Below are 26139 nucleotides of genomic sequence, written 5' to 3'. Positions count from 1 at the left end.
GAAGCGGCGGGTCGCAACCACTTGATCCGACAGGCAAAGACCCGCTATCATCGCGGGCTTGCTTAATTTCCCCGTTGCCGAGGTCTGTCATGAAGGTCCTGTCCTCCCTGAAGTCGGCGAAGAACCGTCACCGCGACTGCAAAGTCGTCCGCCGTCGTGGCAAGGTCTTCGTGATTTGCAAGTCGAACCCGCGTTTCAAGGCCCGCCAGCGCTGAGACGCGAACGGTGCCGGTTCCGCCGGCATCCGTCGATCGGTTCGATCGGCGTGTTCGACCAGAAAGCCGCCTCCGGGCGGCTTTTTTGTGGTGTGCAGCGTGGCCACCCGCCCCGGGTTCCGTGACAGTGGTTTGCTGTCCGGCACGGCATAGCCGCATACAATCGGCCCGCATGTGAACAGCCATGTGATCCGAACCATCACCCGATTACGACAGGGGACTCCAATGAAGACCAGCATCGCCGCACTTCCGCTGATCGCCCTGCTGGCGGTTGCCGGCACCGCTTCCGCCGAGACCCTGCTCATCGAGCGCGTGCAGCACGAACCCGCGGCGAGCCTGCCGCTGCGTGGCCAGAGCATGGCCCAGGTCGAGGCCCGCTTCGGCGCCCCGGCCGAACGCATGGATCCGCGCGGCGGGCAGAAGAGCCAGTGGCCGACGATCAACCGCTGGGCCTACCCGGAGTTCACCGTGTACTTCGAGAAGAACCGCGTGATCGACGTCGTCGCCAACAAGGCGACCACGGCCGAAATCGGCCCCAAGCCGCCCATCCTCTGACCAAGACGCCCGCATGACCGGATCTGCACCACGCTTTCCCGCCGAGTGGGAGCGCCAGTCGGCGATCCTGATCGCTTGGCCGCATGCCGAGACCGACTGGGCCGAGCGGCTGGGCGAGGTCGAGGAGACGTACATCGCCCTGGTCGTGGCGATCACCCGGTTCCAGCCGGTGCTGGTGTGCGTCGCCAATGACGACGTCGAGGCGTATGCGCGCGCGCGGCTCGCCTCGGCGCGGGTCGACATGGAACGGGTCCGGTTCATCGGGATCGATTACGACGACACCTGGCTGCGCGACTCGGGTCCGATCACGCTCCGCGACGGCGACGGGTTCCGCCTGCTCGATTTCCGCTTCACCGGCTGGGGCGGGAAGTTCGAGGCCACTCGCGACGACGAGCTGGTCGAAGGCCTGGTCGAGCGGGACACCTTCCGCGCCGACCGCCACGACAGCATCGACTTCGCCCTCGAAGGCGGCGCCATCGAAACCGATGGTGCCGGCACCCTGCTGACCACCTGGAAGTGCCTGCACGAACGCCACCCGCAGGCGTCCCGCGGCGAGCTCGACCGCCGGCTGTCGGGCTGGTTGCACCAGGACCGCGTGCTCTGGCTGGACCACGGCTACCTCGAGGGCGATGACACCGACGCCCATATCGACACCCTGGCCCGTTTCGCCGCTCCTGACGCGATCGTCTACCAGGGCTGCAACGACCCCGCCGACTCCCACTACGCCGAGCTCCGGGCGATGGCGGCCGAGCTGGCCGCGTTGCGCACGCGCGATGGCCAGCCCTACCGGTTGTTCGAACTGCCGTGGCCGGAGCCGGTGCTCGATGCAGGCAGGCGCCTGGCCGCAAGTTACGCCAACTTCCTCATCGTCAACGGAGCGGTGCTGATGCCGGCCTATGACGATCCGGCCGACAGCGTCGCGGCCGGCGTGCTGCAGCAGGCTTTTCCCGATCGCGAGATCGTGCAGGTGCCCTGCCGCCCGCTGATCTGGCAGAACGGCAGCCTGCACTGCATCACCATGCAGTTGCCCGAAGGCCTCGTCGCCAGTTGACCTTCCGGCCACGGCAGCCATGCGACCGTGGCCGTCGAGCCGCCCGACCCCGGCGGCCCAACCCGGACCCCCGCAATGAAGAAGCAGACCCTGCCCGTCGCCCTGATCCAGGAACGCAACCACGGTGATGCGGAAGCCAACCTGTCGGTGATCGAGCAACGCGTGGCCGAAGCCGCGCGCCGCGGCGCACGCCTGGTGCTGCTGCAGGAGCTGCACAACGGCGCGTACTTCTGCCAGCACGAGGATGTCTGCGAGTTCGACCTGGCCGAGCCGATTCCTGGCCCCAGCACCGAGCGTCTCGGCCGGCTCGCCCGCGAGCACGGCGTCGTGCTGGTCAGCTCGCTGTTCGAACGCCGCGCGGCCGGGCTGTACCACAACACTGCGGTGGTCTTCGAAACCGACGGCAGCGTCGCCGGCAAGTACCGCAAGATGCATATCCCGGACGATCCGGGCTTTTACGAGAAGTTCTACTTCACCCCGGGGGACATCGGTTTCGAGCCGATCGATACCTCGGTGGGGCGCCTGGGCGTGCTGGTCTGCTGGGACCAGTGGTATCCCGAAGGCGCGCGACTGATGGCGCTGGCCGGCGCGGAACTGCTGCTCTACCCGACCGCGATCGGCTGGGATCCCGACGACGACCAGGCCGAGAAGACCCGCCAGCGGGATGCGTGGATCCTCAGCCACCGCGGGCATGCGGTCGCCAATGGCTTGCCGGTGCTGTCCTGCAACCGCGTCGGGCACGAACCGTCGCCGATGAACGCTTCGGGGATCGACTTCTGGGGCAGCAGCCACGTGCTGGGACCGCAGGGCGAGTTCCTTGCCGAAGCGGGTGGCGACCCGGAAATCCTGATGGCCGAGGTCGACCTGCAGCGCAGCGAGCACGTGCGGCGTATCTGGCCGTTCCTGCGCGACCGCCGGATCGACGCCTACGGTGACCTGCTCAAGCGCTATCGGGACTGATCAGGAGCGCCGACGAACGGCAGGTAATAATCGAACGGGCGTGCTATTTTCCGCCCATGCCTGCACTGTCCGCCACCTCGAAGGGTGCCGCCACCCGCGACGCGATCCTCGACCACGCCTATGCGATCGCGTGTTCGGCGGGGCTTGAAGGCCTTTCGATCGGGGCCTTGGCCCATGCGGTCGGCATGTCGAAAAGCGGTGTGTTCGCGCACTTCGGTTCGCGCGAGGACTTGCAGCTGGCAGTGCTGGAAACCGCAGCGCAGCGCTTCGTCTCGCACGTGTTCCAGCCAGCCGTGCGTCGGCCGCGTGGTCTTGCACGGCTTCGCGCGGTCATCGAACAGTGGTTCGACTGGGTGCGTCACGAGGACGACGGCGGCTGCCTGTTCCTCGCGGCCGTCAGCGAGTACGACGACCGCCCGGGGCCGCAGCGCGACCTGCTGCTGCGGCAGGACCGGCAATGGCGCCAGGCGCTCGCCAAAGCGGTTTCCCTTGCAATCGAGGAAGGCGAGCTGCGTCCCGATATCGACGTCGAACAGCTGGTCTTCGAGATCTACGCACTGCCACTGCTGGTCCATCACGACGCCGGGTTGTACGGCTACGAGGCGGCACGTTCCCGCGGGATCCGTGCGTTCGAGCGGTTGATCGAGGCAGCTGCCCTCCCCTGACAGCCACAGAGACGTCCCCTAAAACAGGCCACCCCCATGATTAGCACGAACGTTCGCACTTATCTCAAGTGGAAAGCGCTTCGCCTCGGCTTCCGCGCGGGTGGAGTCCTGAGCCCAACCGCCACGGTCGAGCGTGCCGCCACTTTGTTCAGCACGCCCTATCCCGGTTCACGCGAGCGCGCGCTGTCCGCGGCGACCGGCGACGCGCGGCAGGATGTCGTGCGTGCCGGCGGTGCCTCGATCACCCGCTACCTCTGGGGTGACCCGGCCACCCAGCCTTACTTGTTGTTCTCGCACGGGTGGTCCAGCCACGGTGCACGGGTGCTCCCATGGGTCCCTGCGCTGCGTACCGCCGGCTTTGCCGTTGTCGGGTTCGACCAGGCCGCGCACGGGCGGAGCGACGGCGAAACGAGCAACCTCGAAGAGTTCACCGACCGGCTGCTCGAGGTGGGCCGCGTGACCGGGCCGGCGGCAGCGGTCATTGGCCACTCGCTCGGTGGCGCCGCGGCCGGCCTGGCGCTCGCCCGCGGGCTGCAGGCTGATCGCGCGGTGCTGCTGGCACCGGCCGCGGACCCGGTCGATGCGGGCCGGCGGTTCGCACGGCAGGTCGGCCTGGCGGAGCACCTGCGTCGCGGAATGTTCGAATTGTTCCAGGCGCGCCTGCCGATCCACTTCGAGGATCTGATGGCCGAGCGCAACGCACCGGCGATCAACCGCCCCGCCCTGATCGTGCATGACCTCGAGGACCGCGAGGTCCCGTGGTGCGAAGGCGAGCGCTGGGCGCGACACTGGCGCGGTGCCCGCCTGCTCGATACTCGTGGACTCGGCCACCACCGCATCCTTGGCGATCCCATGGTGCTTGACGCGATCCTGAGGTTCCTCGGTGGCGACGCCGTCGGCGACCGTCTGGTGTCGTCCCCCAACCTGCCCTACGGCGTTGCATGAACCGCTGCGCGGTCGGGTTTGCTGGGGCCTGATGCAGGCCCTAAGCTGGGCGGTTCGCGCACGCCCGTGCGTCAACGAGCCGAATGCCCCATGCCGCTGATCGACCCGACGACCCTGCCTTCCCGCCCTGCGCCGCGCATCGACATGGCGGGTCACGGCCGTGGCTGAGGGCATGCCGCCGGGCGTGCCGGAGGGACAACCCCATGCCATCGTCGAGCGCGACGGCGTGCGCTACACCCTGCTGGGCACCGCGCACGTCTCGCAGGCGAGCGTGGATGCCGTCCGAAGCGCGATCGCGGACGGCGGCTACGACGCCGTGGCGGTCGAGCTGGATGAACCGCGACTGCAGGCGCTCACGGAACCGGACGCACTGGCGAAGCTCGACCTCATCCAGGTGATCCGCACGGGGCGCACGGCGATGTTCGCCGCCAACCTGGCCCTGTCGGCCTACCAGCGCCGGCTCGCCGAGCAGCTCGGGATCGAACCCGGTGCCGAACTGAAGCTGGCGGCCCTGCAGGCCCGCGAACAGGGGCTGCCGGTGCACCTGATCGACCGTGAGGTCGGCTTGACCTTCAAGCGTGCGTCGGCCCGGCTGGGCTTCTGGGGCCGCGCCAAGCTCGGTGGTGGTCTGCTCGGGTCGCTGCTGGTCAGCGAGGACGTTGGCCACGACGAGATCGAGAAGCTCAAGCAGGGCGACATGCTGGAAGCGAGCTTCAACGAGTTCGCCAGCGAGAGCCCGGAAATCTACGAAACCGTGATCGCCGAGCGCGACCGGTACATGGCCGCCCGCCTGCGGGAAGTCGGCGAAACATCCGGCCCTGAGATACGCGAGGTGCTGGCCGTGGTCGGCGCAGGCCACCTCCAGGGAATGGCGCGCCACCTGCGCGAGGAACAGCGCCCGGCGGCCGGCATCCGCGAATCGCTCGAGGCGCTGCCGGAAAAGAGCGGCGTGCCCTGGTTCACGCTCGCACTGGCGACCTTCGTCATCGGCGGGTTTGCCTGGGGCTTCTGGCAGGGCGGCATCGACGTCGGGTCGGACCTGTTGCTGCAGTGGGTGCTGGCGACCGGCGTGCTCGGCGCGATCGGCTGCGCCATCGCCGGCGGCCACCCGTTGAGCATCATCGTCGCGTTCCTCGCCTCCCCCATCACCCCGCTCCACCCCGCCCTCGCTTCCGGCACCTTGAGCGCCCTGACCGAAGCGTGGCTGCGCAAGCCGACCTACGCCGACTTCATGGCGCTGCGTGGCGACGTACAGACGGTGCGCGGCTGGTGGCGCAACCGGGTGGCCCGGGTGCTGCTCAACTTCTTCCTGACCAGCCTGGGCACGGCGATCGGTGTGTGGACGGGCGGGCTCAGGATGCTCGGCACGCTGGTCTGACCGGCGGTATCGGGCTCGTCACCCTTCAGACGGGCTCGACGCGTCCGCGCCGGGCCCGTCCAAGGCGAAAGCCGCGCCCCGTCGTCAGGCCAGCTCGGCCCTGGAGCCCGCCGGGACCACGCCTCGGGCGCGACGTACCGTCCGCACCGTGGAGTTGCGAAGGTCGTCGAGGATCGCGTAGATCGTCGGCAGGAACAGCAGGCTCACTACCGTCGAGAAGGCCAAGCCGCCGGCCACCGCACGTGCCATCGGGTAGTAGGTGATCCCGCCCAGCACCTCGGTCGTGCTCAGGGCGATCGGCACCATCGCCAGGATCGCCGTGCCCATCGTCATCATGATCGGCCGCAGGCGTTCGCGGCTGCCTTCCACCAGCGCGTCGGTGCGCGACTTGCCCATCCGCCGCAGGTTGTTGATGTGCTCGATCATCACGATGCCGTTGTTCACCACCACGCCCATCAACACCAGGATGCCGATGAAGGCCATGACCGAGAACGCGGTGCCGGTGAGCCAGAACAGCCAGAACACGCCGAACACCGAGAACAGCACGCAGCTCATGATCGCTGACGGGAACAGCAGCGACTCGAACACCGCGGCCATCACCACGTAGATCATCACCAGCGCGATGATCAGGTTGAAGAACATCTGCGACTGGGCGTCGGAATCGCGCTGGAATGCACTGCCGTCAAAGCTGTAGCCATAGCCGGCGGGGAACGCGATGCCCTCCATCGTGCGTTCCATCACCTTGCGCGCTTCGGGGACCGTGGTCTCGCCGGCGAGGCCTGCCTGGATGGTCAGGGTGGTCTGGCGGTTGTCGCGGCGGATCTCGGTGGCGCCCGGGATCACGGCGACGTCGACCATCGCCATCAGCGGCACGGTTCGCCCATCGGGCGCGCGCACCGTGAAGCCGGCGATGTCTTCGACTCCGAAGCTCTCGGCATCTTCGAAACGCACCCACACCGGCACCTCGTTCTCGCCCTGGCGGAAGTCGCGCAGCTGCGCGCCGCGCAGCGCCAGCGCCACGAACTGCGACACGTCCTGTGCGCTGAAGCCGAACGCGGCCGCGCGGTCGCGGTCGACCCGCACGGTCAGCTCGCTGTTCTGGTCGCCACTGTCGACCCGCACGTCGCGCAAGGCCCCGGTATTACTGGCCAGGATCGGCACGATGTCGCGGGCCAGCTCGGCCAGCACCGACGTCGAGTCGCCGACAAGCTGCACCTGCACGCTGCCGCCCTCATCGCCACCGCCGCGCTCGCCGATGCCGATCTTGGCGCGGGCGGACTTGGGCAGCTCCTTGCCGATCGTCTCGACCAGGGCCTTCGAATCCTTGACCGATTCGTCGAACGTCACCTCGGTGCCCGCCCAGCCCTGCTCGCTGTACCACGAGTAGATCTGGGTGATGTGGAAGCGCTCGCGGTTGTCGTCGAGGAACGACTCGACCCGGCGCACTTCGTCGGAGATCTGCTCCTTCGTGTAGCTGCCGTTCCACTGGTAGAAGATGTTGGCCTCGCCGCTCTGCTCTCCGCCGCCGAACATGTCGAACTTGGTCTGCGTCATGGGCACGATGCTGACCGCGATGATCATGATGATGCCGAACACACTCCAGCCGCGGTGCTCAAGGGTCCAGCGCAGGAACCGGGCGTAACGCGTCTGCAATCGGTGGATCACGCCGCGCTCGTTGCGCACGGCCGGCGGCGTCTTCATCCGCGCCGACAGCATCGGGATCAGGCTTACCGCCACCAGCCAGGACGCCAGCAGCGACACCGAGATGGTGATCGCGATCTGCGACATGAAGATGCTGATGTCGTTGGTCTCGCCGAACAGGTTCGGCACGAAGACGATGCAGTGGCAAAGCGTTCCGGCCGAAAGCGCGATGGCGACGTTGCGGGTGCCGATGATAGAGGCGCGCATCGGTTGGCCCGGCAGCTTCTCACGCTCCTGGTAGATGCTCTCCACCACCACCACCGCGTTGTCGACCAACATGCCAACCGCCAGCAGCAGTCCCATCAGCGACAGCACGTTGAGGGTGACGCCGGCGAAGTACATGAAGCCCAGCGTCATCACGAAGCAGATCGGGATCGCCAGCGTCACCATGAGGGTCGACGGCCAGTGGCGCAGGAAGAAGAACAGCACCGCGATCGACAGCACCAGACCCACGCCACCAGCCTCGGCCAGTTCGAGCAGCGAGCTGGTCACGTCCTCGCCGAGGTTCTGGATCACCTTGACCTGGATACCGCTCAGGTCGGGGTGCTGGCGGATGCGCTCGATCTCGGCCAGTGCCGCCTTCGACACGTCCACCAGGTTGGCGTTGCGTTCCTTGAAGATCTCCAGACCGACCGCCGGCTGCCCATCCAGGCGACGGCCGTAGTCCATGCGTTGTGGCTTGAGCCGGATATTGGCGATGTCGCGCAGCCGAAGGCCACGATCGTTGATCACCAGGTCGCGTAGCTGATCCAGGTCGGTTAGCTCACCCACGGGCTGCACACGCAGCCGCTTCGAGCCGGCCTCGATCTGGCCAGCCGACAGCGAGAAGTTCACTGCACGCAGACGCGTGTTGAGCTCGTTGAGGTTGAGGCCGTGCGCGCCCAGGCGCTCCGGGTCGATCGCGATCTCGACCTCGTTGGGCGGTGCACCGGCGATGTCGACCTTGGCCACGCCGGCCACGCGCTCAAGCGGACGCTGGAACTCGCGTTCGATCAGCTCGTAGGCGCCGGTGAGGTCCTGCGTGCCCGCCAGGCGCACCTGCAGGATGGCTTCGTCGTCGGTCGAGAAGTTGCCGACGAAATAGCGCTGCAGGTCCTCCGGCAGCTCGTCGCGGATCGCGTCCAGCCGTTCGCGGGCCTCGGACGCCGCGATCTGCACGTCGGTGTCCCAGTCCGAATAGAACACGCCGACGAACGCGCCATCGGCGTTGGCACGGCCTTCCATCCGCTCCAGGCCGCTCATCGTCGAGAGCGCCTCCTCGGCCGGCCGCAGCACGGTGCGCTCGACCTCCTCGGGCGTCGACCCCGGGTACGGCAACTGCACGAACACCGCCGGAAACGACAGCGACGGCAGCGCCTCCAGGGGCAGGCGCACCGCCGCGATCAGGCCGATGACGAACATCGACACGAACAGCATGATCGTGGTGACCGGCCGTTTCAGGCTCAGCTCGGCGATGCTCATGCCGGCTGCTCCGCCTCGTCACCCGACAGCCGGCCGGACAGCCGTGCCGCACGCCGGCCACGCTCGCGGAAATGCTCGTCCGAGCGGCGGTCCAGCCGGTCGTACACCACCGGGATGACCACCAGCGTCAACAACGTCGACACCAGCAGGCCACCGATCACGGTGATCGCCATGGGCGAGCGCACCTCGGAGCCTTCGCCGAACGCGAGCGCCAGCGGCAGGAAGCCGAACAGCGTGCACAGCGTCGTCATGATGATCGGGCGCAGGCGTGAGCGAGCGCCCTCCACCAGCGCGTCGCGCTTGGCCGCGCCCGCTTCGCGCAGCTGGTTGACCTTGTCGATCAGGATGATCGCGTTCTTGGTGACCAGGCCGACCAGCAGGATCAGGCCGATGAACACCACGATCGACACCGTCGAGCCGGTCAGCAGCAGCGCCAGCACCGCGCCGACCATCGCGAGCGGAATGGTGAACAGGATCACGAACGGATGCAGCAGCGATTCGAACTGCGAGGCCATCACCAGATAGACCAGGAAGATCGCCAGGCCGAACGCAAACAGCAGCGAGTTCAGCGACTGCTCCAGCTCCTCGCCCTGGCCGCCGATGTTCATCCGCACGCCCGGACCGAGCGGGTTCTTCTCCACGATCGACCGCACCTCCTGCACCGCGCTGCCCAGGTCGATGTCGCGCAGGTTGGCGGACACGATCGCGACGCGGACCTGGTCGGCGCGGTGGATCTCGCTCGGACCGGTGGTCGCGACCACGTCGGCCACCGACGACAGCCGCACCGGCGCGCTGCCCGACGGGTTGACGATCAGGTTGCCGATGTCCTGTACCGAAGCGCGGTCGGTCTGCTGTGCACGCACCAGCACGTCGATCTTGCGATCGCGGAAGCTGTAGCGCGTGGCCACCTCGCCGCGCACCTTGGCGACCACCGCGTCGGCGATCTGCCGCGTGGTCAGCCCCAACGATGCCGCGCGCTCCTGGTCGAAGTGGATCTGGATCTCGGGGAACCCCTGCTCCACGGTCGAGCTGACGTCGGCGTAGTGCGGGTTGGCTCGCAGCAGCTCGGCCATGCGTCGACCGGCCTGCTCGATCTCGGCCAGGTCGTTGCCCTGTAGCTCGATTTCCAGCGGTGGTGAGAAGCTGAAGAGCTCCGGCCGGCTGAAGTCGACCTGCGTGCCCGGATGGGCCTGCATGGTCTCGCGCAGGCGCTCGGTGGTGGCCGCCTCCACTTCTTCGCTGCCGCCGTCGGCCATCACGATGCTGAGCTTGCCGATGTTCTCGCCGCTCTCGGTCGGACTGGCGTCCAGCCGGGTGCCGCTTCCGCTAACGCCGTACATCGCGTGGAGACCCGGCTCGTCCGCGTGCTTGCGCTGCAGCTCGCGCACCAGCGCGTCGGTCTCCGCCAGCGGGGTGCCCGGCGGCAGCTTGACGGTCATCTCGAAACGGTCCTGCGCCAGTTGCGGGATCAGGTCCGCCCCCAGCAAGGGCACCATCAGCAGGGTCAGCACGAAAGCCGCGGCGGCCGACCCCATCACCAGCACCGGCCGCGCCAAGGCGGCCGGCAACAGCTTCAGATACCCACGCTCGGCGCGGCCGTACGGCGCCATCGCGATGTCGCTCGCCTTGCGCATGACCGGGCCGACCACCGCCACCAGTACGCGCCAGGCGCGCACCACCAGCCAGGCCAGGCCGAAGAACCCACCACGCGCCCCCGCGCCGACGCCCCGCTCGGCCAGTGCGAGCGGCTTCTGCAGCTTCGAGGTCGGGCGCCACTGCGGGTGCGGCGGCTCTTCGGGGAACGCCATCGGCGGCCGCCCCTTGAGTGCGCTCAGCATCGGGATCAGCGTCATCGACACCACCAGCGAGATGCCGATGGCCAATGCCACGGTCAGCGCCTGGTCGCGGAACAGCTCGCCGGCGACACCCTCGACGAACACCAGCGGCAAAAACACCGCGATCGTGGTCAGCGTCGATGCAACGACCGCCATGCTGACCTCGCGGGTGCCTTCGATCGCTGCCTCGAGGATGCCGAGCCCCCGTTCCCTCGCCTTGGCGATGGACTCCAGCACGACGATCGAGTCGTCCACCACAAGTCCGGTCGCCAGCGCCAGGCCACCGAGCGACATGACGTTGAGGCTCAGGTCCAGCTGGCCCATGAAGAAGAACGTGGTGATGATCGAGACCGGCAGCGACAGGCTGATCACGAACGTGCTCCAGCCGTCGCGCAGGAACAGGAAGATGATCAGGATCGCCAGCACGCCGCCCACCATCGCGTCGAACTTCACGTCCGAGATGGCGTGCCGGATGAAGGTGGACTGGTCCTCGATGACGGTCAGCTCGATGTCCGGCGGGACCTGCTCGCGGATCCGCTCCAGGCGCTCGTGCAGGGCATCAGCGGTGGCAACGGTGTTGGCGTCGCCCTCCTTGTAGATCGCCAGTTCGACCGCTTCGCGCCCGTCCAGCCGGATGATCGCCTCGCGCTCCTTGTGACCCTGGCTGACCGTCGCCACGTCACGGAGCCGCACCGGCATGCCGCCGGCCACGGTCGAGCCGGCGCCCGAAGACGCACTCTGCACCGACGCAGCCGCCGCCATCGCATCGGCCGAACCGGTCGCCGCGGCCACGCGCGCCATCTGCAATGCCGCGTCCTGCGCGGCGCTGTCGCCACCGCTGCTGGTGGACACCAGCATGTTGCCGATCTCCTCCACGCTGGCGAACTGGTTGACCGTGCGGACCAGGTAGCGCTGCGAGCCCTCTTCCAGACGGCCGCCCGAGATGTTGATGTTCTCCTGCTGCAGGCGCTGGATGACGCGGTCGATGGGAAGGTTGAGCTGGGCCAGCTTCTGCTGGTCAATCAGCACCTGGACTTCGTCCTCCAGGCCACCGCCGACCTTGACCGCGGCGACGCCTTCGACGGGCTCGAGCTTCTTCTTCAGGTCGTCGTCGGCGTAACGGCGCAGCGCGGTCAGCTGTGACACCGCGTCCTCATCACCCTGCGCAGACAGCGCCAGTCGCACGACCGGTTCGGTCGACGGATTGAAACGCAACAGCACCGGAGGCTTGGCCTCGAGCGGCAGTTGCAATGCCTCCATCTTGTCGCGGACCTCCAAGCTGGCCTGGTCCATGTCGGTGCCCCAGGCGAACTCGAGCACCACGTCGCTCTGGCCGGTACGCGATACCGACTTCAGTTTGCGCAGTCCCTTGACCACGCCAACGGCCTCTTCGACCGGCTCGGAGATCAGCGTCTCGATCTCGGCGGGGGCGGCACCGGTGTACTCGGTGCGCACGGTCAGGGTGGGATAGCTCAGGTCCGGCAGCAGGTTGACCTTGAGGTTGCCCAGCGCGATCAGGCCGAACAGCAGGAAGGTGATCGTCACCATCGCCACGGTGACCCGGCGGCGGGTGGAGAACTCCACCAGGCTGAAGCTGCGCGAGGCGTGCGAGTCCTGGGACTCGTCCGGCCGCGGGGAAGGACGATTGATATCGCTCACGTGCGGATCCCGGGGTTACTGGTTGTTTGCGACGGGGGCGACGGCGCCGCCTTCGGACGCAGCGACCGCCTTGTCCCCGGGCTGCCCGATCACCGTGACGGCGCTGCCGTCGCGCAGGGCAGCCTTGCCGGCAACGACGACCTGCTCGCCGACCGCGAGGCCCTCGCGCACCTCGGCCCACTGGCCGTCCATGTAGCCCAGCGTCACCGGTACCCGCGCGGCCTTGCCATCGCGGACCGCGAATACCGCGGCATTGGTGCCGGCATCCAGCAGCGCCGCGCGCGGCACCACTGTCGCGTTGGCACGCTTGTCGTAATCGATGCCGATGCGACCGAACATGCCGGGCTGCAGCAGTCCGCCGCTGTCGAACTCGGCGATCACGCGGAAGGTGCCGCTGCCGGAGTCCACCACCGGCGAGATGCGGTCGATGGTGCCGGTGAAGGTCTTGCCGGGCAGCGCGTCGACCCGCAGGTCGACTGGAAGGCCGGCCTGCATCGTCGCCAGCTCGCGCTCGGGCACGTTGAGCACAGCCTCCAGGGTGGAGGTGTCGACGATACGGACGATGGGGGTGTTGATCTGCACGAAGTTGCCGGGCTTGGGCGTTACCGAGGCGACCACGCCGCTGATCGGCGCCTTCACCGCCGCGTAGGACAGCTCCAGGTTGGCAAGGCGGTTCGCCGCGCGCGCGTTTTCCAGGTCGTAGCGGATCTGGTCGTAGTCCGACGCGGCGATCAGCTGTTCCTTCGCCAGCGTCTGCGCGCGGGCGAACTGGTTCTGCAACTTGTTCATCTGCGCGGCCGTCTGCGCCGCCTGCAATTCGGCGCGTGATGCGTCCAGGCGAACCAGCGTCTGGCCGGCCCGCACCACGTCGCCCTCTTCGACCAGCACGCTCAATGCCACGCCCGACGTCTTGGCGACCACCTGCGCCTCGGCGGGCGCCTCCAACGGCGCGGTGCCGGAATAGCTGGCAGCAACCGGGCGCGTCTCGACCGCTGCGACTTCAACGGTCACCGCTTCGGGACCCTTCTTGCCGTCCTCGCCGGGGGCGGCGCCATCCGGCGAACCGCCCTTGCAGGCCGCCACCGAAAGCACGCAAGCCAGAGCGAGGACAACGGCGCGGACGTGGCCGCGGGACAAGGTGTGGTGGCGCATCGAAAGACCCCAGATGGAAGGTGGCGGACGTGGTCATGCCGGGCGTATGCCGGTGTTGTATGTAGGTATATCACCCACTCCTGAAAACACCATGCGCCAGAGGTCATGGTGAGCGACGACACCGCCCGGTCGCATCGTCCCCGAGGGGCAGGCTTCGTTGATCCGAGGTCGCGGGCTATACTCGGCGGATTGCGCGCAGGGGATGCGGATACGCTCCGCCGCGCAGCCGACTTCGATACCTTTGCCAGCTACCAGAGATTGCACGACATGATGCGACCGCTGACGATCGCCGCCTTGGCGCTTACCACTGCCTTCGCCACTCCGGTGCTGGCGCAGGACACCCCGGCCCCGGCCGCCGCACAGTCGGCCGACCCGACCGCCGGCGACCTCGAGAATGGCCGCATGTTGGCGTACACCTGCCAAGGCTGCCACGGCGTCGAGGGCTACAAGAACGCCTACCCGAACTATCACGTGCCCCGGATCGGTGGCCAGTCCTCCGTCTACCTGGTCAACGCGCTGACCGCGTACCAGCAGGGTTCGCGCGTGCATCCCACGATGCAGGCCCAGGCCGAGAGCTTCTCGGACCAGGACATCGCCGACATCGCCGCCTTCCTCTCCAGCCTGAGCCAGTGAGCAGACCGCCAATGACGATTCGCAACCTCGCCATCGCCCCTGCCCTCGCCGCTGCGCTGCTGCTCGCTGCCTGTTCCGGCTCGGGTGACCACGCCGAAGCCGAAGCCGGCGCCCCGCGTTCGTCCTCGGCCGGGCTGCCGGAAGGCAACATCGCCGCCGGCGAGCAACTCGCCAACACCAAGGGCGCGGCCACCGGCCAGTCCTGCATCGACTGCCACGGCGCCGATGGCAATGCGCCGATCGATCCGAGCTACCCGAAACTGGGTGGCCAGTACGCCGATTACCTCGGCCATGCCTTGTCGGGCTACCGCAACGGCACGCGTGACCATGCGCTGATGTCGGCGCAAGCCAAGTCGTTGACCGACCAGCAGATCGCCGACCTCTCAGCGTACTTCGCGTCGCGGAATGGCGACCTGGTTGACCTGACGCGGATGAACGACTGACCGGCGCCACCGGCACCGGTCACGAGAAAGCCCGCCATCGTGCGGGCTTTTTTTTGGTGGTTTGCAGGGCAGCCGCGTAGCGGAGTTGCCTCAGCCCCCGGCGGGCGACCGGCTGCCGTTGTCTTCCTGCAGCTCTGGCTTGAACGGAACGTCCGGCGGCGGACGTGCGGTCGCGGGCTGCTCGTTGAGGTTGGGGTCCTGGATCCCGCAACCGCCACCCACCACCAGCAGGACGGTCTGGCAGACGATGTGCTTGTTGGTTCCCGGTATCGGGATCCGGATCGTGCTGACGCTCTTGCGGACCCACTCCGCCAGCAAGGTTTCGTTGGGGCGCCAATACGGGTCGAACGTAGTCGGCTCGTAGTCGTTGGGCGCGCGTCGCAGCCAGGTGCCTGCGCGGTCGAGGTCGGCGATTTCTTCGGTGATGGTGCCTGGCGGTTGGCCGGGCGCCGCGGACCCCGGCGTCTCGGCCAGGCGGACGCTGCCGTCGCTGTTGTAAAGCCCAGGCGGTTGACCGAGTTGCGCGCCGGGTTGTTCGGTATCGGCCATGCCCCAATCGTCCGCGCGTTCCGGCGTCGGCCAGCCACCGGGTGCCGGCGCCTTTTCCGGCCCGGCCAACGTCGAAGGTGCCGGCGCGGGTCGCGCATCGCTGCCGGACTCGCGCTCAGGTGCCGCCGCCGCGGGCGGGCGGGCGGGCGCGTCGGCGCCAGCTTCCGGCCGCGACTGCACCGGGGAAGCTGAAGTGGCCGGCAGTTCCCGCGGCTGCACCGCAATAGCGCGCTCGCGCACGGGCGGAACGTCGGCCTGCACGCGAGGCGCTTCGGGAGCCTGCGGACGAATCACCGGCACCACGGGTTGAGGCGCAGGCGTTGGCGTTGGCGCAGGCACGTCACGGATCGCGACCTCCGGCGCCGGTGCCGACAACACCGGCTGCTCGATGGACGGCGTCGGCAGGCGTTGCGCGCTGGGCCGCGGCACGCGCGGAATGTCGACGACCTCCAGTTGCGGCATCGTGGCTTCAAGTTCGGGGATGGCGATGGCGGGCGCCGGAATCGGCGGTGACGGTGGGGGCAGAACGAATGCCTCGCTCGTATCCGGCACCGGTTCGCTTACCGTCAGCTCCTGTGGGGCGGGTGCCGGCTCGGCCAGCGCGACCTCCCGTTCAACCACCTCCGGCGCGGGCATCTCCAATGCCGGTTGCGACATGTCCACCGGGCGCAGGTCCACCACGGGCATGTCCGGCGCGACCTCGGGTTCCGCCGGGGCCGCGGCCGGCTCCGGGGCGATCGGCGTCGGCACGGCCGGCGCGGGCGACGGTTGCGCCGATGCAGCCGCCCCGTCCGGACGCGGTTCGGTCGGCAGCTCCGGCCCACCACCGACCTCTTCCGGCGTACCGGCGCCGACGTACTCGATCTGCACGACGAGCTCCTCGCCCTTTGGGGGCGCGGTGGCCTCGGACGTCAGGTCCAGGTACATCAACCACAACAACAGACCTGCGAGCACCAGGTGCCAGACCGCCGAAATACCGCCGGCGAGCCAGCGCACGCCGCGGTCTTCGGGTTCGGGGGGTTGCCACTGTTGACGCCAGAGCGCGCTGAACGCCTGCCAGCGGGTCAGTTCACCGGCCGGTCGGGGCGGCCCCGCCAAGGGGCGCTGCGCGAGCAGGTCCACCAGCGCCTGCGGCGGCGCGCCGGTCACCCGGCCGGGCCGTGCGTGCATGGCGTCGAACCATTGCTGCCACCCGGGCGGGAACTCGCCCGGAGGCCGGCGCCGGTGTGGCGCCAGCACCAGCAGGCGCCGCTGCAGCGCTTGGATCAGTGCGTCGGCTGAGATCATCAACGACGCGGGGCCGGGGTCAGGCCGCGCCGGTGCGGCTGATGTATGGGGCCGCGCCGGTGTCGTGGTCGGTCGCGTCACGCACGGCGGTCACTCCCGGAACCTTCTCCAGCAGGGTTTTCTCGATACCGTTCTTGAGGGTCATGTCGGCCATGCCGCACCCGTGGCATCCGCCACCGAAGCGCAGGACCACGACACCGTCGGCGGTCACTTCCTGCACCGAGACGCTGCCGCGGTGGGTTGCCAGCTGCGGGTTCACCACGTTCTCGATCACGTAGAGCACGCGCTCGACCAGCGACGCGGACGCGTCCGGGGCGACACCCTTGATCTTCGGCGCGCGGATCTGCAACTGGCCCGCGGTACCCAGGGTCTCGTAGTCGATCTCGGCACCGTCCAGGTAGCTCGTGCTCGCCGCCTCCAACCACAACGTGAAGCCGTCGCAGTCCACCGCCCACTCGTCGCCCTGCAGGTCGCCCGGCTCGGCGAACTCCAGGCGTACGTCCGCGCGCGGGGTACCGGCGTTGACGGCCGACAGCCGCACCCCCAGGCCGGGCAGCGCTTCGCGCTCGATGAGCTTGCGGAAATGGGTCTGGGCGGATTCGGAAATATGGATCATGCGGCTATTCTAGCGATCTGCGCGCGGGAGCACCGCGCCTGCCTGTCGTCCGACCGCCGTCGCTGCGTTTCGTTCAGCCGACCCCGCCCGAGGAACTGCCATGAACGACCTGATCCCACTCGCCCGCGCCCACTGCATCCCCCGCCGTGGCAGCGAGCACAAGCTCACCCAGGCACGCATCCGCGAACTGCTGCCGGACATTCCAGGCTGGGAGTTGGCCGAGGACGGGCACGCGCTGGTGAAGACCTTCCGGTTCGACGATTACTACCGGACGATGGCGTTCGTGAACGCCCTGGCCTTCGTTGCCCACCGCGAGGACCACCACCCTGACCTCAGCGTCCACTACGACCGGTGCGTGGTGCGGTACTCGACCCACGACGTCGGCGGTCTGAGCGAGAACGACTTCATCTGCGCGGCCAAGGCCGAGTCACTGACGGAGTAACGACATGCGCCCGATCACTTGCCACACCCGCAATCCCGCCCGACCCGTCCTGATCGGCGCCCTTTCGCTGGCGCTGCTCGTCGGCTGTGGCGAGGGCGGCCCGCCTGACACCAGCATGATGGTCGCGCCGACCCAGCCCGTCGCCCTCGACACCCCGCCCCCGGCCTACCCGCCGGAGCTGGCGTGCTTCGACCGCGGCGGAACGGTCGGGCTCCTCATGCAGATCGGCGTCGATGGCGCTCCGGCCGATATCCGTGTCGAGACCAGCAGCGGCCATCCGCAACTGGACCAGTCAGCGACCGAGGCGGTGGAATCCTGGAAGTTCCGGCCCGCCACCCGCAACGGCAACCCGGTCGCCACCGACCTCCGCGTGCCGGTGACCTTCAGCCCACCCGACGTGCGGCCTGACATGTGCTTCCAGTACGACGAGCAGCGCTGAGCGATCGACCGGACGGCTCAGGCCAGCCGGTCGAGCACGTCCATCAGCTCCGGCGCCAGCGGCGCGTTGAGCAGGTATGGCGCCTTACCGCCGTCGAGCGAGAACTCGAGCGTGGACGCGTGCAGGAACAGCCGCTTGAGCCCCGCCTGCTCGCGCAGTCGCTTGTTCACCGCGGGGTCGCCGTACTTGTCGTCGCCGGCGACGGCATGGCCGATGTGGCGGGCGTGCACGCGGATCTGGTGGGTGCGTCCGGTCTCGATGCGCACTTCGCTGTAGGAATGGCCGCCGCGCCGCTCCAGCACCCTGAAATGACTGAGTGACGCCTTGCCGGCCGGATTGACCTGGACGTGGCGCTCGCCACCCTGGCGCAGGCCGGCGTGCAGCGGGGCGTCGACGCTCATCACGCCGTCCGGCATGCGGCCGGTGAGCAGCGCCAGGTAACGCTTGGCGATGCCGCCCTCCTCCCGCATGAGCGACTGGATCTCGGTCAGCGCCGAACGCTTCTTGGCGATGATCAGCAATCCCGACGTGTCCCGGTCCAGGCGATGGACCAGCTCCAGCGTCTGGTTGGGGCGCAGGGCGCGCATTGTCTCGATCGCCCCGAAACTGATCCCGCTGCCGCCGTGGCTGGCGACGCCCGACGGCTTGTTGAGCGCCAGCAGCCGCGCGTCCTCGTAGACGATCGCCGCATCCAGCGCATCCATGAAGCCCCTTGGCGGCGCCGGCTTGTCTCCGGGCTCGGCGAGACGCAGCGGAGGAATACGCACCTCGTCCCCTCCTTCCAGCTTGCGCTCGGCCTTGGCGCGGCCACCGTTCACGCGCACCTGCCCGGAACGGACAAGCTTGTATATCAACGACCTCGGCGCGCCCTTGAGCAGGCCGAGCAGGAAGTTGTCGAGCCGTTGACCGGCACGATCATCGGGCACCCGTACGGTACGGGCACCGGGCCGGTCGTCACTGCCGGCAGGGTTGGCTGAATGGGGCATCCGCTCAGGGTTATCTGATACACTCGCGACGCGAGATAAGGTTTTGATTTCGCAGGGAGTTCCCCGTCCACCTGGTCAAGACCGGAGCGGAAACGGAGGACAGGGCCAAAAGCCCGACCTGCGGCTCCGTTCCGCGCCTGACCGCTGCCCCTTGCTTGTTCTCCAGCATGGGCAGCCATGTTAGCAGCGACGGCCCGGCGGAACCGGCCCTCGTCCGGCGGGTCAAACCGCCTGCGATGAACACGCCCCGCGCGACGCCAAGGCACCAGCCGACAGCGTCGCCGGCCCAGAACGACAGGAAAGAAGTACACAAGCGCTCCCGCGGCATGCCGTGGTGTTGCAGCGCTGGAAATTGTCAGGTCGCGCCGGCGCGCGCACGGGTCGCTCCCATGGCCCCTGCAGCAGTCGCGAGGGCGCAACCCGGTGTCCAGAAGCGAAACGCCATGGCGTTCCGCGCGGTAGAGCGCGCGAGGACGCAACAATGAAGCGCATGCTGATCAACGCGACGCAGGCAGAAGAACTGCGCGTAGCGATTGTCGACGGACAGAACCTGTACGACATCGACATCGAGCAACCGTCGAAGGAACAGAAGAAGTCCAACATCTACAAAGGCAAGATCACGCGACTCGAGCCCTCGCTCGAGGCCGCGTTCGTCGAATACGGCGCCGCCCGCCACGGCTTCCTTCCGCTCAAGGAAATCTCCCGCGACTACTACCAGGCCGGGGTCGACCCCAACAAGGCCGGCCTGAAGGAACTCCTGCGCGAAGGCCAGGAAGTGGTCGTACAGGTCGACAAGGAAGAGCGCGGCAACAAGGGCGCGGCCCTTACCACGTTCATCTCGCTGGCTGGCCGCTACATGGTGCTCATGCCCAACTCCCCGACTGCCGGTGGCGTGTCGCGGCGGATCGAGGGCGATGACCGCGCCGAGCTGAAGAAGGCGATGGACTCGCTGAATATCCCCGACGACATGGGCGTGATCATCCGCACGGCCGGCGTTGGCCGCGATGCCGAGGAACTCCAGTGGGACCTGGACTACCTGTTGCAGGTCTGGAAGTCGGTGGCCGAGGCGGCACTCAGCAAGCCGGCGCCGTTCCTGATCTACCAGGAGTCCCGCCTGATTATCCGCGCCCTGCGCGACTACATGCGTCCCGACGTCGGCGAGATCCTGGTCGACACCGAGGAGATGTACGCCGAGGCACGCGAGTTCGTCGAGCAGGTGATGCCGCACAACCTGCGCAAGCTCAAGCACTACACCGACGACGTCCCGCTGTTCAACCGATTCCAGATCGAATCGCAGATCGAGAACGCCTACGAGCGTGAAGTGCGCCTGCCCTCCGGGGGCGCCCTGGTAATCGACCAGACCGAAGCGCTCACCGCCGTCGACGTCAACTCCGCGCGCGCCACCAAGGGCAGCGACATCGAGGAGACCGCGTTCCACACCAATCTGGAGGCGGCCGAGGAGGTCGCTCGCCAGATGCGCCTGCGCGACCTGGGCGGGCTGGTGGTGATCGATTTCATCGACATGTCGTCCAACAAACACCAGCGCGAGGTCGAGAACCGCCTGCAGCACGCGCTGCGGCAGGACCGCGCGCGCGTGCAGGTCGGCCGGATCTCGCGTTTCGGCCTGCTGGAGATGAGCCGCCAGCGGCTGCGTCCAAGCCTGGGCGAATCGAGCCAGATCGTTTGCCCGCGCTGCGAGGGGCATGGCCGCATGCGTGGCGTCGAGTCGCTGTCGCTGTCCATCCTGCGCGTGGCCGAAGAGCACGCCATGAAGGACAACACCGGGCAGGTCCTGGTGCAGGCGCCGACCGAGATCGCGACCTACCTGCTCAATGAGAAGCGCCGCGCCCTCAGCGAGATCGAGAAGCGCCACGACGCCCCGATCGTGATCGTCGCCGACGAGCAACTGCACACCCCGCATTACGAAGTGACGCGCATCCGTGAGAACGAGATGGGCGAGGAAACGAGTCGGCCGAGCTACCACCGCGGCACGCCGCGCAAGCTGCCGACCCACGCGCTGACCAAGGCCCACCTCAACATCCCGGCCGCGCCGGCGGTGACCAACGTCAAGCCGGCCCAGCCGGCACCGCTGCGCGAGCCGCGCGAACCGGCCGCCGCCGTGGCCGCCCCGGTCGCCGCGGTCGTTGCACCGACCCACTCCATCGGGGTGGTCGAGCGGATCATGCGCTTCTTCCGTGGCCAGCCGGCTGGCGCGGAATCGTCGTCGAAGTCGAAATCCTCCGACCGGTCCCGGTCCCAGGATGGACGCGGCCGCGGCGACCGCACCGAGCGCGGCGACCGTAATGGCCAGCGCCGTGGCAAGGCGGGCCGTGATGGCCGCCGTGACGAAGCCTCGCGCGACAGCCAGCAGCGCCAGCCGCGCAATGGCGCTTCGCAGGAGCAGACCGCCAGCCGTGGCGCCAAGCAGGGTCGCCAGAAGCAACCGCGCGGCCAGGCCGACGAAAAGGCCCGCGGCAATGCTCCGGGCGCGGACGCCGCGGCCGAAGCACCGGCGACGCCCAAGCCCCCGCGCCAGCCGCGTGGCGAGAAGCAGCGCAAGGACGCCGAGGCCGTCGATCCGGCAATCGTGGCCGGCGCTACCGCTGCGGCCACCGTCGCCGCCGCGGCGTCGGAGCAGGACGACGTGAAGCAGAACCGCGCGGAAACCCCGGCAGCAGCCGACGTGGAATCCGCGGCCGCAGCGCCGGCCTCGCAGGATGCCTCGGCGTCCGCGGACCAGGGCGAAGCCGGTGCGGAAGGCAGCCGTCGCCGCCGTGGACGCCGTGGCGGTCGCCGTCGCCGCCGTGGTGGCAGCGAGAACGCCGCCACCGAGAACGCGTCCCCGACCGACGTGCTGGATGAAATCGACGCCGACGGCACCGATGCCGGCGACGCCGCAGCAGTCGCCAACCGTTCGCAGCCGGAGTTCGACTTCGACGACGACGCGTCGCCCGCCGAACCCGCCGCGCCGCGCCCCGCCAAGGCACGCAATCGCACGGCGAGCCCCGCCAACGTCGCGGCGACCGAGGTGGCACCGGCCGCGGCCGATGCTGGACAGGAGCCTGTCGCGCCGGTGGAAACCGCAGCGCCGGAACCCGAGTCCAACACCCCGGCGCCGGTTGCCCGGACCATTGCAGCGGAGACGGTGGACGCGGTCGAGCCGCCCTCGCCTGCCGTCGTGGCGGCCCAGGCGGCCAGCGGCCACGAGCCGGCCGGACCCGTCGACACCAGTGCAACCGGCGACGGTGGCAAGGTCGAGCCGACGGTGATCCAGGAAGCCGTGGTCGAGGAAACCGTGGTCAACGACAACATCGTCCCCGCCCCGGTAGCGGTCGACGAAACCGCCGTGGTCGACACGCAGGTATCCGAACCGGCCGCTGCCGTGATCGATCCCGCTACGCAGGTCAGCCAAAGCGGCGATGTCGAGCGTGGCGGCACCGCCGGCCAGGCCAACGGCAACGGCTCGGGAGCGCAGGTGCAGCCGCGCACCGCCGGGTTGTTCGACGACGAGTCGGCGCCGACCGCGCCGCAGGCGGCAGCGGATGGCCAGCGCGACGAAGACGGTGAGCAGGCACGCCAGCGCGACGCCTGAGTCCCATGGCAAGACGCAAAACGGGCCGCTTCGTGCGGCCCGTTTTCGTTTTGCGGATCCCGCCGGGACGAGTTGGATCTAGAGGCTGAGCGCGGGCTCCATCAATCCGTACTGCCCAAGCAACCGCGCCAGCGCCACGGTGTCGGTCACGCCGAGCTTCTGGAACAGACGCGTCTTGTGCGTGTTGACGGTTTTTGCGCTGAGGCTCAGGCGACGCGCGATGTCCTCCTGCCTGAGCCCCTGCACCAGCAGAAGCGAGACCTCGAGTTCGCGCGGGGACAGCAACTCGAACGGCGACGCGATGCCGTGGTCCAGCCCGGCGAGCGCCAGGTACTGCGCAACACCGCTGGCCAGGTAGCGCCGGCCGCGCGCGACATCGCGTACCGCGCGGACGAGCTCGACGGCGTCACCGCCCTTGCCGACGTATCCGGACGCGCCGGCCTCCAGCAGCCGCTTGGGCATCGGCCCGTCCTCGAGCACCGAAACGATGATCACCCTTGCGCCGGAGTTGCCCTTGACCACGCGCTCTGTAACCTCGAGCCCGCTCACGCCGGGCAGGTGCAGATCACACAGCACGATGTCAGGCTTTAACGCACGGATCAATGGGAGCGCGGCTTCGCCGGTCTCGGCGTCGCCCACCACCTCGATGTCGGTCTCACCCGACAGGATCATGCGCATGCCCGCACGGACCAGCGCATGGTCATCGACTAGAAAAACCCTGATCGTCATACCTCTTCCATGTAGTTGCCTCTCCTGCGGCGCAGGCTACCCACGCGCCGGAGGCCACGCAACCAACGGCACGCGCCCGCCGACGCCGTGATCGGGCACACTGCGCGATCATCCGGGAGCCCTCTCCATGACACCCAGCCTCCGTTCCGCACCGTTTTTCATCGCCGCGTCGCTGCTTGTGGCCTGCGCGCATCCCGCGCCGCAGCCTCCCGCCGCCAACGCCACGGTGGCCGCGCCCGTTCCGGCCAGCGCCGCCGCGCGGGACTGGCTCGAGGACGTCGACGCGATCGCCGCGGCCGCGGACAACGCCGGCCGGCGGGCGGAAATCGCGCAGCGGCTGGCCCTGCTGGACGTCGAGGTACGCACGGTGGCGTTCCAGAGCGACCACGGCCCGGGCGAAAACCTGCTGGCCGACATCGCAGGCAACGCGGACGCTCCACTGCTGTTGCTGGGCGCACATTCCGATCGCGTCGGCATGGGCACTGGCGCCACCGACAATGCGTCCGGCAGCGCCGTGGTGCTGGAACTCGCCGAGCGCTTCCAGGCCGAACCGCTCCAGCACCACCGGGTGGCGGTCGCGTTCTGGGACCAGGAGGAACTCGGGTTGCTGGGCGCCGACGCCTTCGTGCAGTCAGGCGGTCAGCAGCCGGCGCAGTACGTCAACTTCGACGTGTTCGGCTGGGGCGATACCGTCTGGATGATGGCGCCCGACCCCACCCACGCGCTCGTGGCTTCAACGCAGGCGACCGCCGCCGACGCGGGCCTCAAGTTGTCGGCCGGCACCCAGTACCCGCCGACCGACCACCGCGCGTTCCTGGACGCCCAGTGGCCGGCCGTGTCGTACTCGCTGGTGGGTGGCGACGAGATCGACGGCATCCTCGGCGCCTATGCCGGAAAACCGCCCGCGACCATGCCGAAGGTGATGCAGGTGCTGCACAGCGAACACGACACGATGTCGCAGATCGACCCGAATGCGGCGGTGCGCGGGATCGATGCCATCGAGTCCGCCCTGCGCCAGTGGGATGCCGCCGCCGGTGGTGTGGGCACAGCGGCGGGCAGCCACTGATGGCGATGCGCAACCCGTTGCAGGACCAGCTGCTGAAAGCCGGCCTGGTCAAGAAGAGCAAGGCCGCGCAGATCGTGCGGGAACAGACACGCCAGCGACATGGGAAGTCGGCTCCCCCCACCGAAACACCGGAAGTGGATGCGCGCCGGCTGCAGGCCGAGCGCGCCGAACGCGACCGTGCCCTCGCTGCCGAACGCAACGCCCGGGCACGGGTGGAAGAAGCCCGGGCGCAGGCCCGCCAGATCGTGGAAACCAACAGGCTCAATCGCGATGGCGAAATCGCCTACGCGTTCACCGACGAAGGCGTGATCAAGCGCCTGCTGGTCGATGCCTCGCAACGCGGCCAGTTGGCAAAGGGGGCACTGGTCATCGTGCGCCACGGCGAGGGCTACGAGCTGGTCCCGCGTGCCGCCGCCGACAAGGTCCTTGAGCGCGCCGCGGAGCTGGTCGTGCTCGACCACGCGAAGAACCCGCCGCCTGGGAACGAATGCGACGATGACGACTACTACAGCCGGTTCGAGGTCCCCGACGACCTGGTCTGGTAGCGCGGCCAGCGCGGAGCGGGCCATGGCGGAGAGAGTGGGATTCGAACCCACGGTGGGCGTAAACCCACGGCAGTTTTCAAGACTGCTGCCTTAAACCACTCGGCCATCTCTCCGTAAGGTCGGACCCTGGTACGGCGGGCGACATTCTCGCATGCGACGGGGGGCGCGGCTCAACGCATGAAGGCTTTCTGCTCGGCCTCGCTGCATGGTTTGCCGTTGATGTCGGCGCAACCCAGCCGGGCCGACTCGACCAGCCCCGGCACCTTCTCGGCCAGGTAATCGATGAACACCCGGACCGCCGGCAGCAACCCGCGGCGCGAGGCGAAGACCGCGTGGAAGATGCCCTGCGGCAGCCGCCATTCGGGCAGCACGACCTGCAGCTCACCCTTGCGGACGGCCTCGGCACACACCGTCTCGGGCAGCATCGTGATGCCCACGCCCTGCCGGGCCAGCGCCATCAGCATCGGGAAATCGAAACCGGCCACCCGCGGCTTGAGGTCGATCCGCTTGATCTCGCCGTCGGGGCCGTGCAGCTCCCAGCGCTGGCGGGACTCGTCCTCGCTCATCGACATGGTGATGTGTTCGGACAGCTCTTCCGGGTGCGTGGGGCGGCCCATCTTGCGCAGGTAGTCAGGGCTGGCCACCAGCAACTCCTGGATCTGGCCGAAGCTGCGCATCACCAGGCTGCCATCGTCGTCGAGCCGGGTGCGTACGCGCAGAGCGACGTCGATGCCTTCGTTGATAACGTCGACCCGCCGGTTGCTCACCTGCAGTTGCACGCGCACCTGCGGATACCGGGCGAGGAACTCGGGCAGCAACCTCGGCATCTGCTCCTGCGCGGTGCCGACCGGCACGCTGACCCGGATCAGCCCGCGCGGCTCGGCACTGAGACGGTCGACCACCTCGCGCGCAGCCTGCGCCTCGGCCAGCATCGTCTGCGCGTGGCGGTAGACGCTCTGGCCGACATCGGTGACCGCGAAACGGCGCGTGGAGCGCTGCAGCAGGCGGACGCCGAGTTCGTTCTCGAGCTGGGTGATGCGGCGGCTGAGCCGCGACTTTGGGATGCCCAGTGCGCGTTCCGCCGCAGCGAAACCCGAATGGTCGACCACCATCGCGAAGTAGTAGAGATCGTTGAGGTCGTGCACGGTTATCCCATACGCAGAACGTTGCGTGACATTAGATGCGGTTTATCCCGAAACTGCAACAACCTACTCTGGTTTCTGTCGGGCCACGAG

22 protein-coding genes and 1 tRNA gene are annotated in these 26139 nt (G+C 68.5%); 14 read left to right on the top strand and 9 right to left on the bottom strand.

Annotated elements, in window-relative coordinates:
- Positions 1 to 89 precede the first annotated feature (89 nt).
- From ykgO to KOD61_RS06575, 7 genes are all read left to right on the top strand, one after another.
- The gene (gene ykgO, locus KOD61_RS06605; RefSeq protein WP_036206164.1) at positions 90 to 215 is read left to right on the top strand and encodes a type B 50S ribosomal protein L36; all 126 of its coding nucleotides are present in this window, start codon (positions 90 to 92) and stop codon (positions 213 to 215) included.
- Positions 216 to 440: 225 nt separating this feature from the next.
- Positions 441 to 770 (top strand): hypothetical protein, encoded by a 330-nt coding sequence (locus tag KOD61_RS06600; protein ID WP_215217944.1) that lies wholly within the window; start codon positions 441 to 443, stop codon positions 768 to 770.
- 13 nt (positions 771 to 783) lie between these two features.
- Positions 784 to 1821 (top strand): agmatine deiminase family protein, encoded by a 1038-nt coding sequence (locus KOD61_RS06595; RefSeq protein WP_215217943.1) that lies wholly within the window; start codon positions 784 to 786, stop codon positions 1819 to 1821.
- 75 nt (positions 1822 to 1896) lie between these two features.
- A complete protein-coding gene (locus KOD61_RS06590; protein WP_215217942.1) occupies positions 1897 to 2781 on the top strand; it encodes a carbon-nitrogen hydrolase in 885 nt (294 codons plus the stop codon).
- A 56-nt stretch (positions 2782 to 2837) separates the two neighbouring features.
- A complete protein-coding gene (locus KOD61_RS06585) occupies positions 2838 to 3446 on the top strand; it encodes a TetR/AcrR family transcriptional regulator (protein WP_215217941.1) in 609 nt (202 codons plus the stop codon).
- A gap of 36 nt (positions 3447 to 3482) precedes the next feature.
- Positions 3483 to 4391, top strand: a complete 909-nt coding sequence (locus KOD61_RS06580) for an alpha/beta hydrolase (protein WP_215217940.1) — start codon at positions 3483 to 3485, stop codon at positions 4389 to 4391.
- Positions 4392 to 4563: 172 nt separating this feature from the next.
- Complete coding sequence (locus tag KOD61_RS06575; protein WP_215220317.1) at positions 4564 to 5769, top strand: TraB/GumN family protein; 1206 nt, start codon at positions 4564 to 4566, stop codon at positions 5767 to 5769.
- A gap of 84 nt (positions 5770 to 5853) precedes the next feature.
- On the opposite strand, the gene KOD61_RS06570 is transcribed toward KOD61_RS06575, so the two are convergent.
- The 3 genes from KOD61_RS06570 to KOD61_RS06560 form a co-directional block, all read right to left on the bottom strand.
- Complete coding sequence (locus KOD61_RS06570) at positions 5854 to 8931, bottom strand: efflux RND transporter permease subunit (protein ID WP_215217939.1); 3078 nt, start codon at positions 8929 to 8931, stop codon at positions 5854 to 5856.
- A complete protein-coding gene (locus tag KOD61_RS06565; RefSeq protein ID WP_251370700.1) occupies positions 8928 to 12353 on the bottom strand; it encodes an efflux RND transporter permease subunit in 3426 nt (1141 codons plus the stop codon). The genes KOD61_RS06570 and KOD61_RS06565 overlap by 4 nt, the downstream gene beginning before the upstream one ends.
- 87 nt (positions 12354 to 12440) lie before the next feature.
- Entirely contained in the window at positions 12441 to 13577 is a 1137-nt protein-coding gene (locus KOD61_RS06560; protein WP_215217938.1) for an efflux RND transporter periplasmic adaptor subunit, read from the bottom strand.
- A gap of 270 nt (positions 13578 to 13847) precedes the next feature.
- Here KOD61_RS06560 and KOD61_RS06555 point away from each other — a divergent pair, with 270 nt between their 5' ends.
- On the top strand, positions 13848 to 14210 hold the full coding sequence (locus KOD61_RS06555) for a c-type cytochrome (protein WP_215220315.1): 363 nt from the start codon (positions 13848 to 13850) through the stop codon (positions 14208 to 14210).
- Positions 14211 to 14221: 11 nt separating this feature from the next.
- On the top strand, positions 14222 to 14653 hold the full coding sequence (locus KOD61_RS06550) for a c-type cytochrome (RefSeq protein WP_215217937.1): 432 nt from the start codon (positions 14222 to 14224) through the stop codon (positions 14651 to 14653).
- Between the two features lie 90 nt (positions 14654 to 14743).
- Here the strand turns inward: KOD61_RS06550 and KOD61_RS06545 are convergent, their stop codons facing one another.
- Both KOD61_RS06545 and KOD61_RS06540 read right to left on the bottom strand, forming a co-directional pair.
- Positions 14744 to 16489 carry a hypothetical protein gene (locus KOD61_RS06545; protein WP_215217936.1) on the bottom strand — a complete coding sequence of 582 codons (1746 nt, stop codon included), beginning with the start codon at positions 16487 to 16489 and terminating at the stop codon, positions 14744 to 14746.
- 19 nt (positions 16490 to 16508) lie between these two features.
- Positions 16509 to 17105: an NfuA family Fe-S biogenesis protein gene (locus KOD61_RS06540; RefSeq protein ID WP_215217935.1), complete on the bottom strand. Its 597-nt coding sequence runs from the start codon at positions 17103 to 17105 to the stop codon at positions 16509 to 16511.
- A 100-nt stretch (positions 17106 to 17205) separates the two neighbouring features.
- On the opposite strand from KOD61_RS06540, the gene KOD61_RS06535 reads away from it, so the two are divergent.
- Positions 17206 to 17547 carry a 4a-hydroxytetrahydrobiopterin dehydratase gene (locus tag KOD61_RS06535; protein WP_215217934.1) on the top strand — a complete coding sequence of 114 codons (342 nt, stop codon included), beginning with the start codon at positions 17206 to 17208 and terminating at the stop codon, positions 17545 to 17547.
- Positions 17548 to 17551: 4 nt separating this feature from the next.
- The gene (locus tag KOD61_RS06530; protein ID WP_215217933.1) at positions 17552 to 17986 is read left to right on the top strand and encodes an energy transducer TonB; all 435 of its coding nucleotides are present in this window, start codon (positions 17552 to 17554) and stop codon (positions 17984 to 17986) included.
- Positions 17987 to 18003: 17 nt separating this feature from the next.
- On the opposite strand, the gene KOD61_RS06525 is transcribed toward KOD61_RS06530, so the two are convergent.
- Positions 18004 to 18972, bottom strand: a complete 969-nt coding sequence (locus KOD61_RS06525; protein ID WP_215217932.1) for an RluA family pseudouridine synthase — start codon at positions 18970 to 18972, stop codon at positions 18004 to 18006.
- A 481-nt stretch (positions 18973 to 19453) separates the two neighbouring features.
- Between KOD61_RS06525 and KOD61_RS06520 the strand changes: the two genes are divergently transcribed.
- Positions 19454 to 22564, top strand: a complete 3111-nt coding sequence (locus tag KOD61_RS06520) for an Rne/Rng family ribonuclease (protein ID WP_215217931.1) — start codon at positions 19454 to 19456, stop codon at positions 22562 to 22564.
- 78 nt (positions 22565 to 22642) lie between these two features.
- Here KOD61_RS06520 and KOD61_RS06515 read toward each other — a convergent pair whose 3' ends face one another.
- Positions 22643 to 23293: a response regulator gene (locus KOD61_RS06515; RefSeq protein WP_215217930.1), complete on the bottom strand. Its 651-nt coding sequence runs from the start codon at positions 23291 to 23293 to the stop codon at positions 22643 to 22645.
- Positions 23294 to 23420: 127 nt separating this feature from the next.
- Here KOD61_RS06515 and KOD61_RS06510 point away from each other — a divergent pair, with 127 nt between their 5' ends.
- Both KOD61_RS06510 and KOD61_RS06505 read left to right on the top strand, forming a co-directional pair.
- Positions 23421 to 24359, top strand: coding sequence for a M28 family peptidase (locus tag KOD61_RS06510; RefSeq protein ID WP_215217929.1), 939 nt, complete (start codon positions 23421 to 23423; stop codon positions 24357 to 24359).
- Between the two features lie 5 nt (positions 24360 to 24364).
- Positions 24365 to 24904 carry a DUF2058 domain-containing protein gene (locus KOD61_RS06505; protein WP_215220314.1) on the top strand — a complete coding sequence of 180 codons (540 nt, stop codon included), beginning with the start codon at positions 24365 to 24367 and terminating at the stop codon, positions 24902 to 24904.
- A 23-nt stretch (positions 24905 to 24927) separates the two neighbouring features.
- On the opposite strand, the gene KOD61_RS06500 is transcribed toward KOD61_RS06505, so the two are convergent.
- A tRNA-Ser gene (locus KOD61_RS06500) sits at positions 24928 to 25017 on the bottom strand.
- A gap of 57 nt (positions 25018 to 25074) precedes the next feature.
- Entirely contained in the window at positions 25075 to 26016 is a 942-nt protein-coding gene (locus KOD61_RS06495) for a LysR substrate-binding domain-containing protein (RefSeq protein WP_251370699.1), read from the bottom strand.
- Between the last annotated feature and the right edge of the window lie 123 nt (positions 26017 to 26139).

This window comes from Lysobacter luteus (genome assembly GCF_907164845.1).
GTDB lineage: Bacteria > Pseudomonadota > Gammaproteobacteria > Xanthomonadales > Xanthomonadaceae > Novilysobacter > Novilysobacter luteus.
This window is presented reverse-complemented; position numbering and strand designations above follow the sequence as displayed.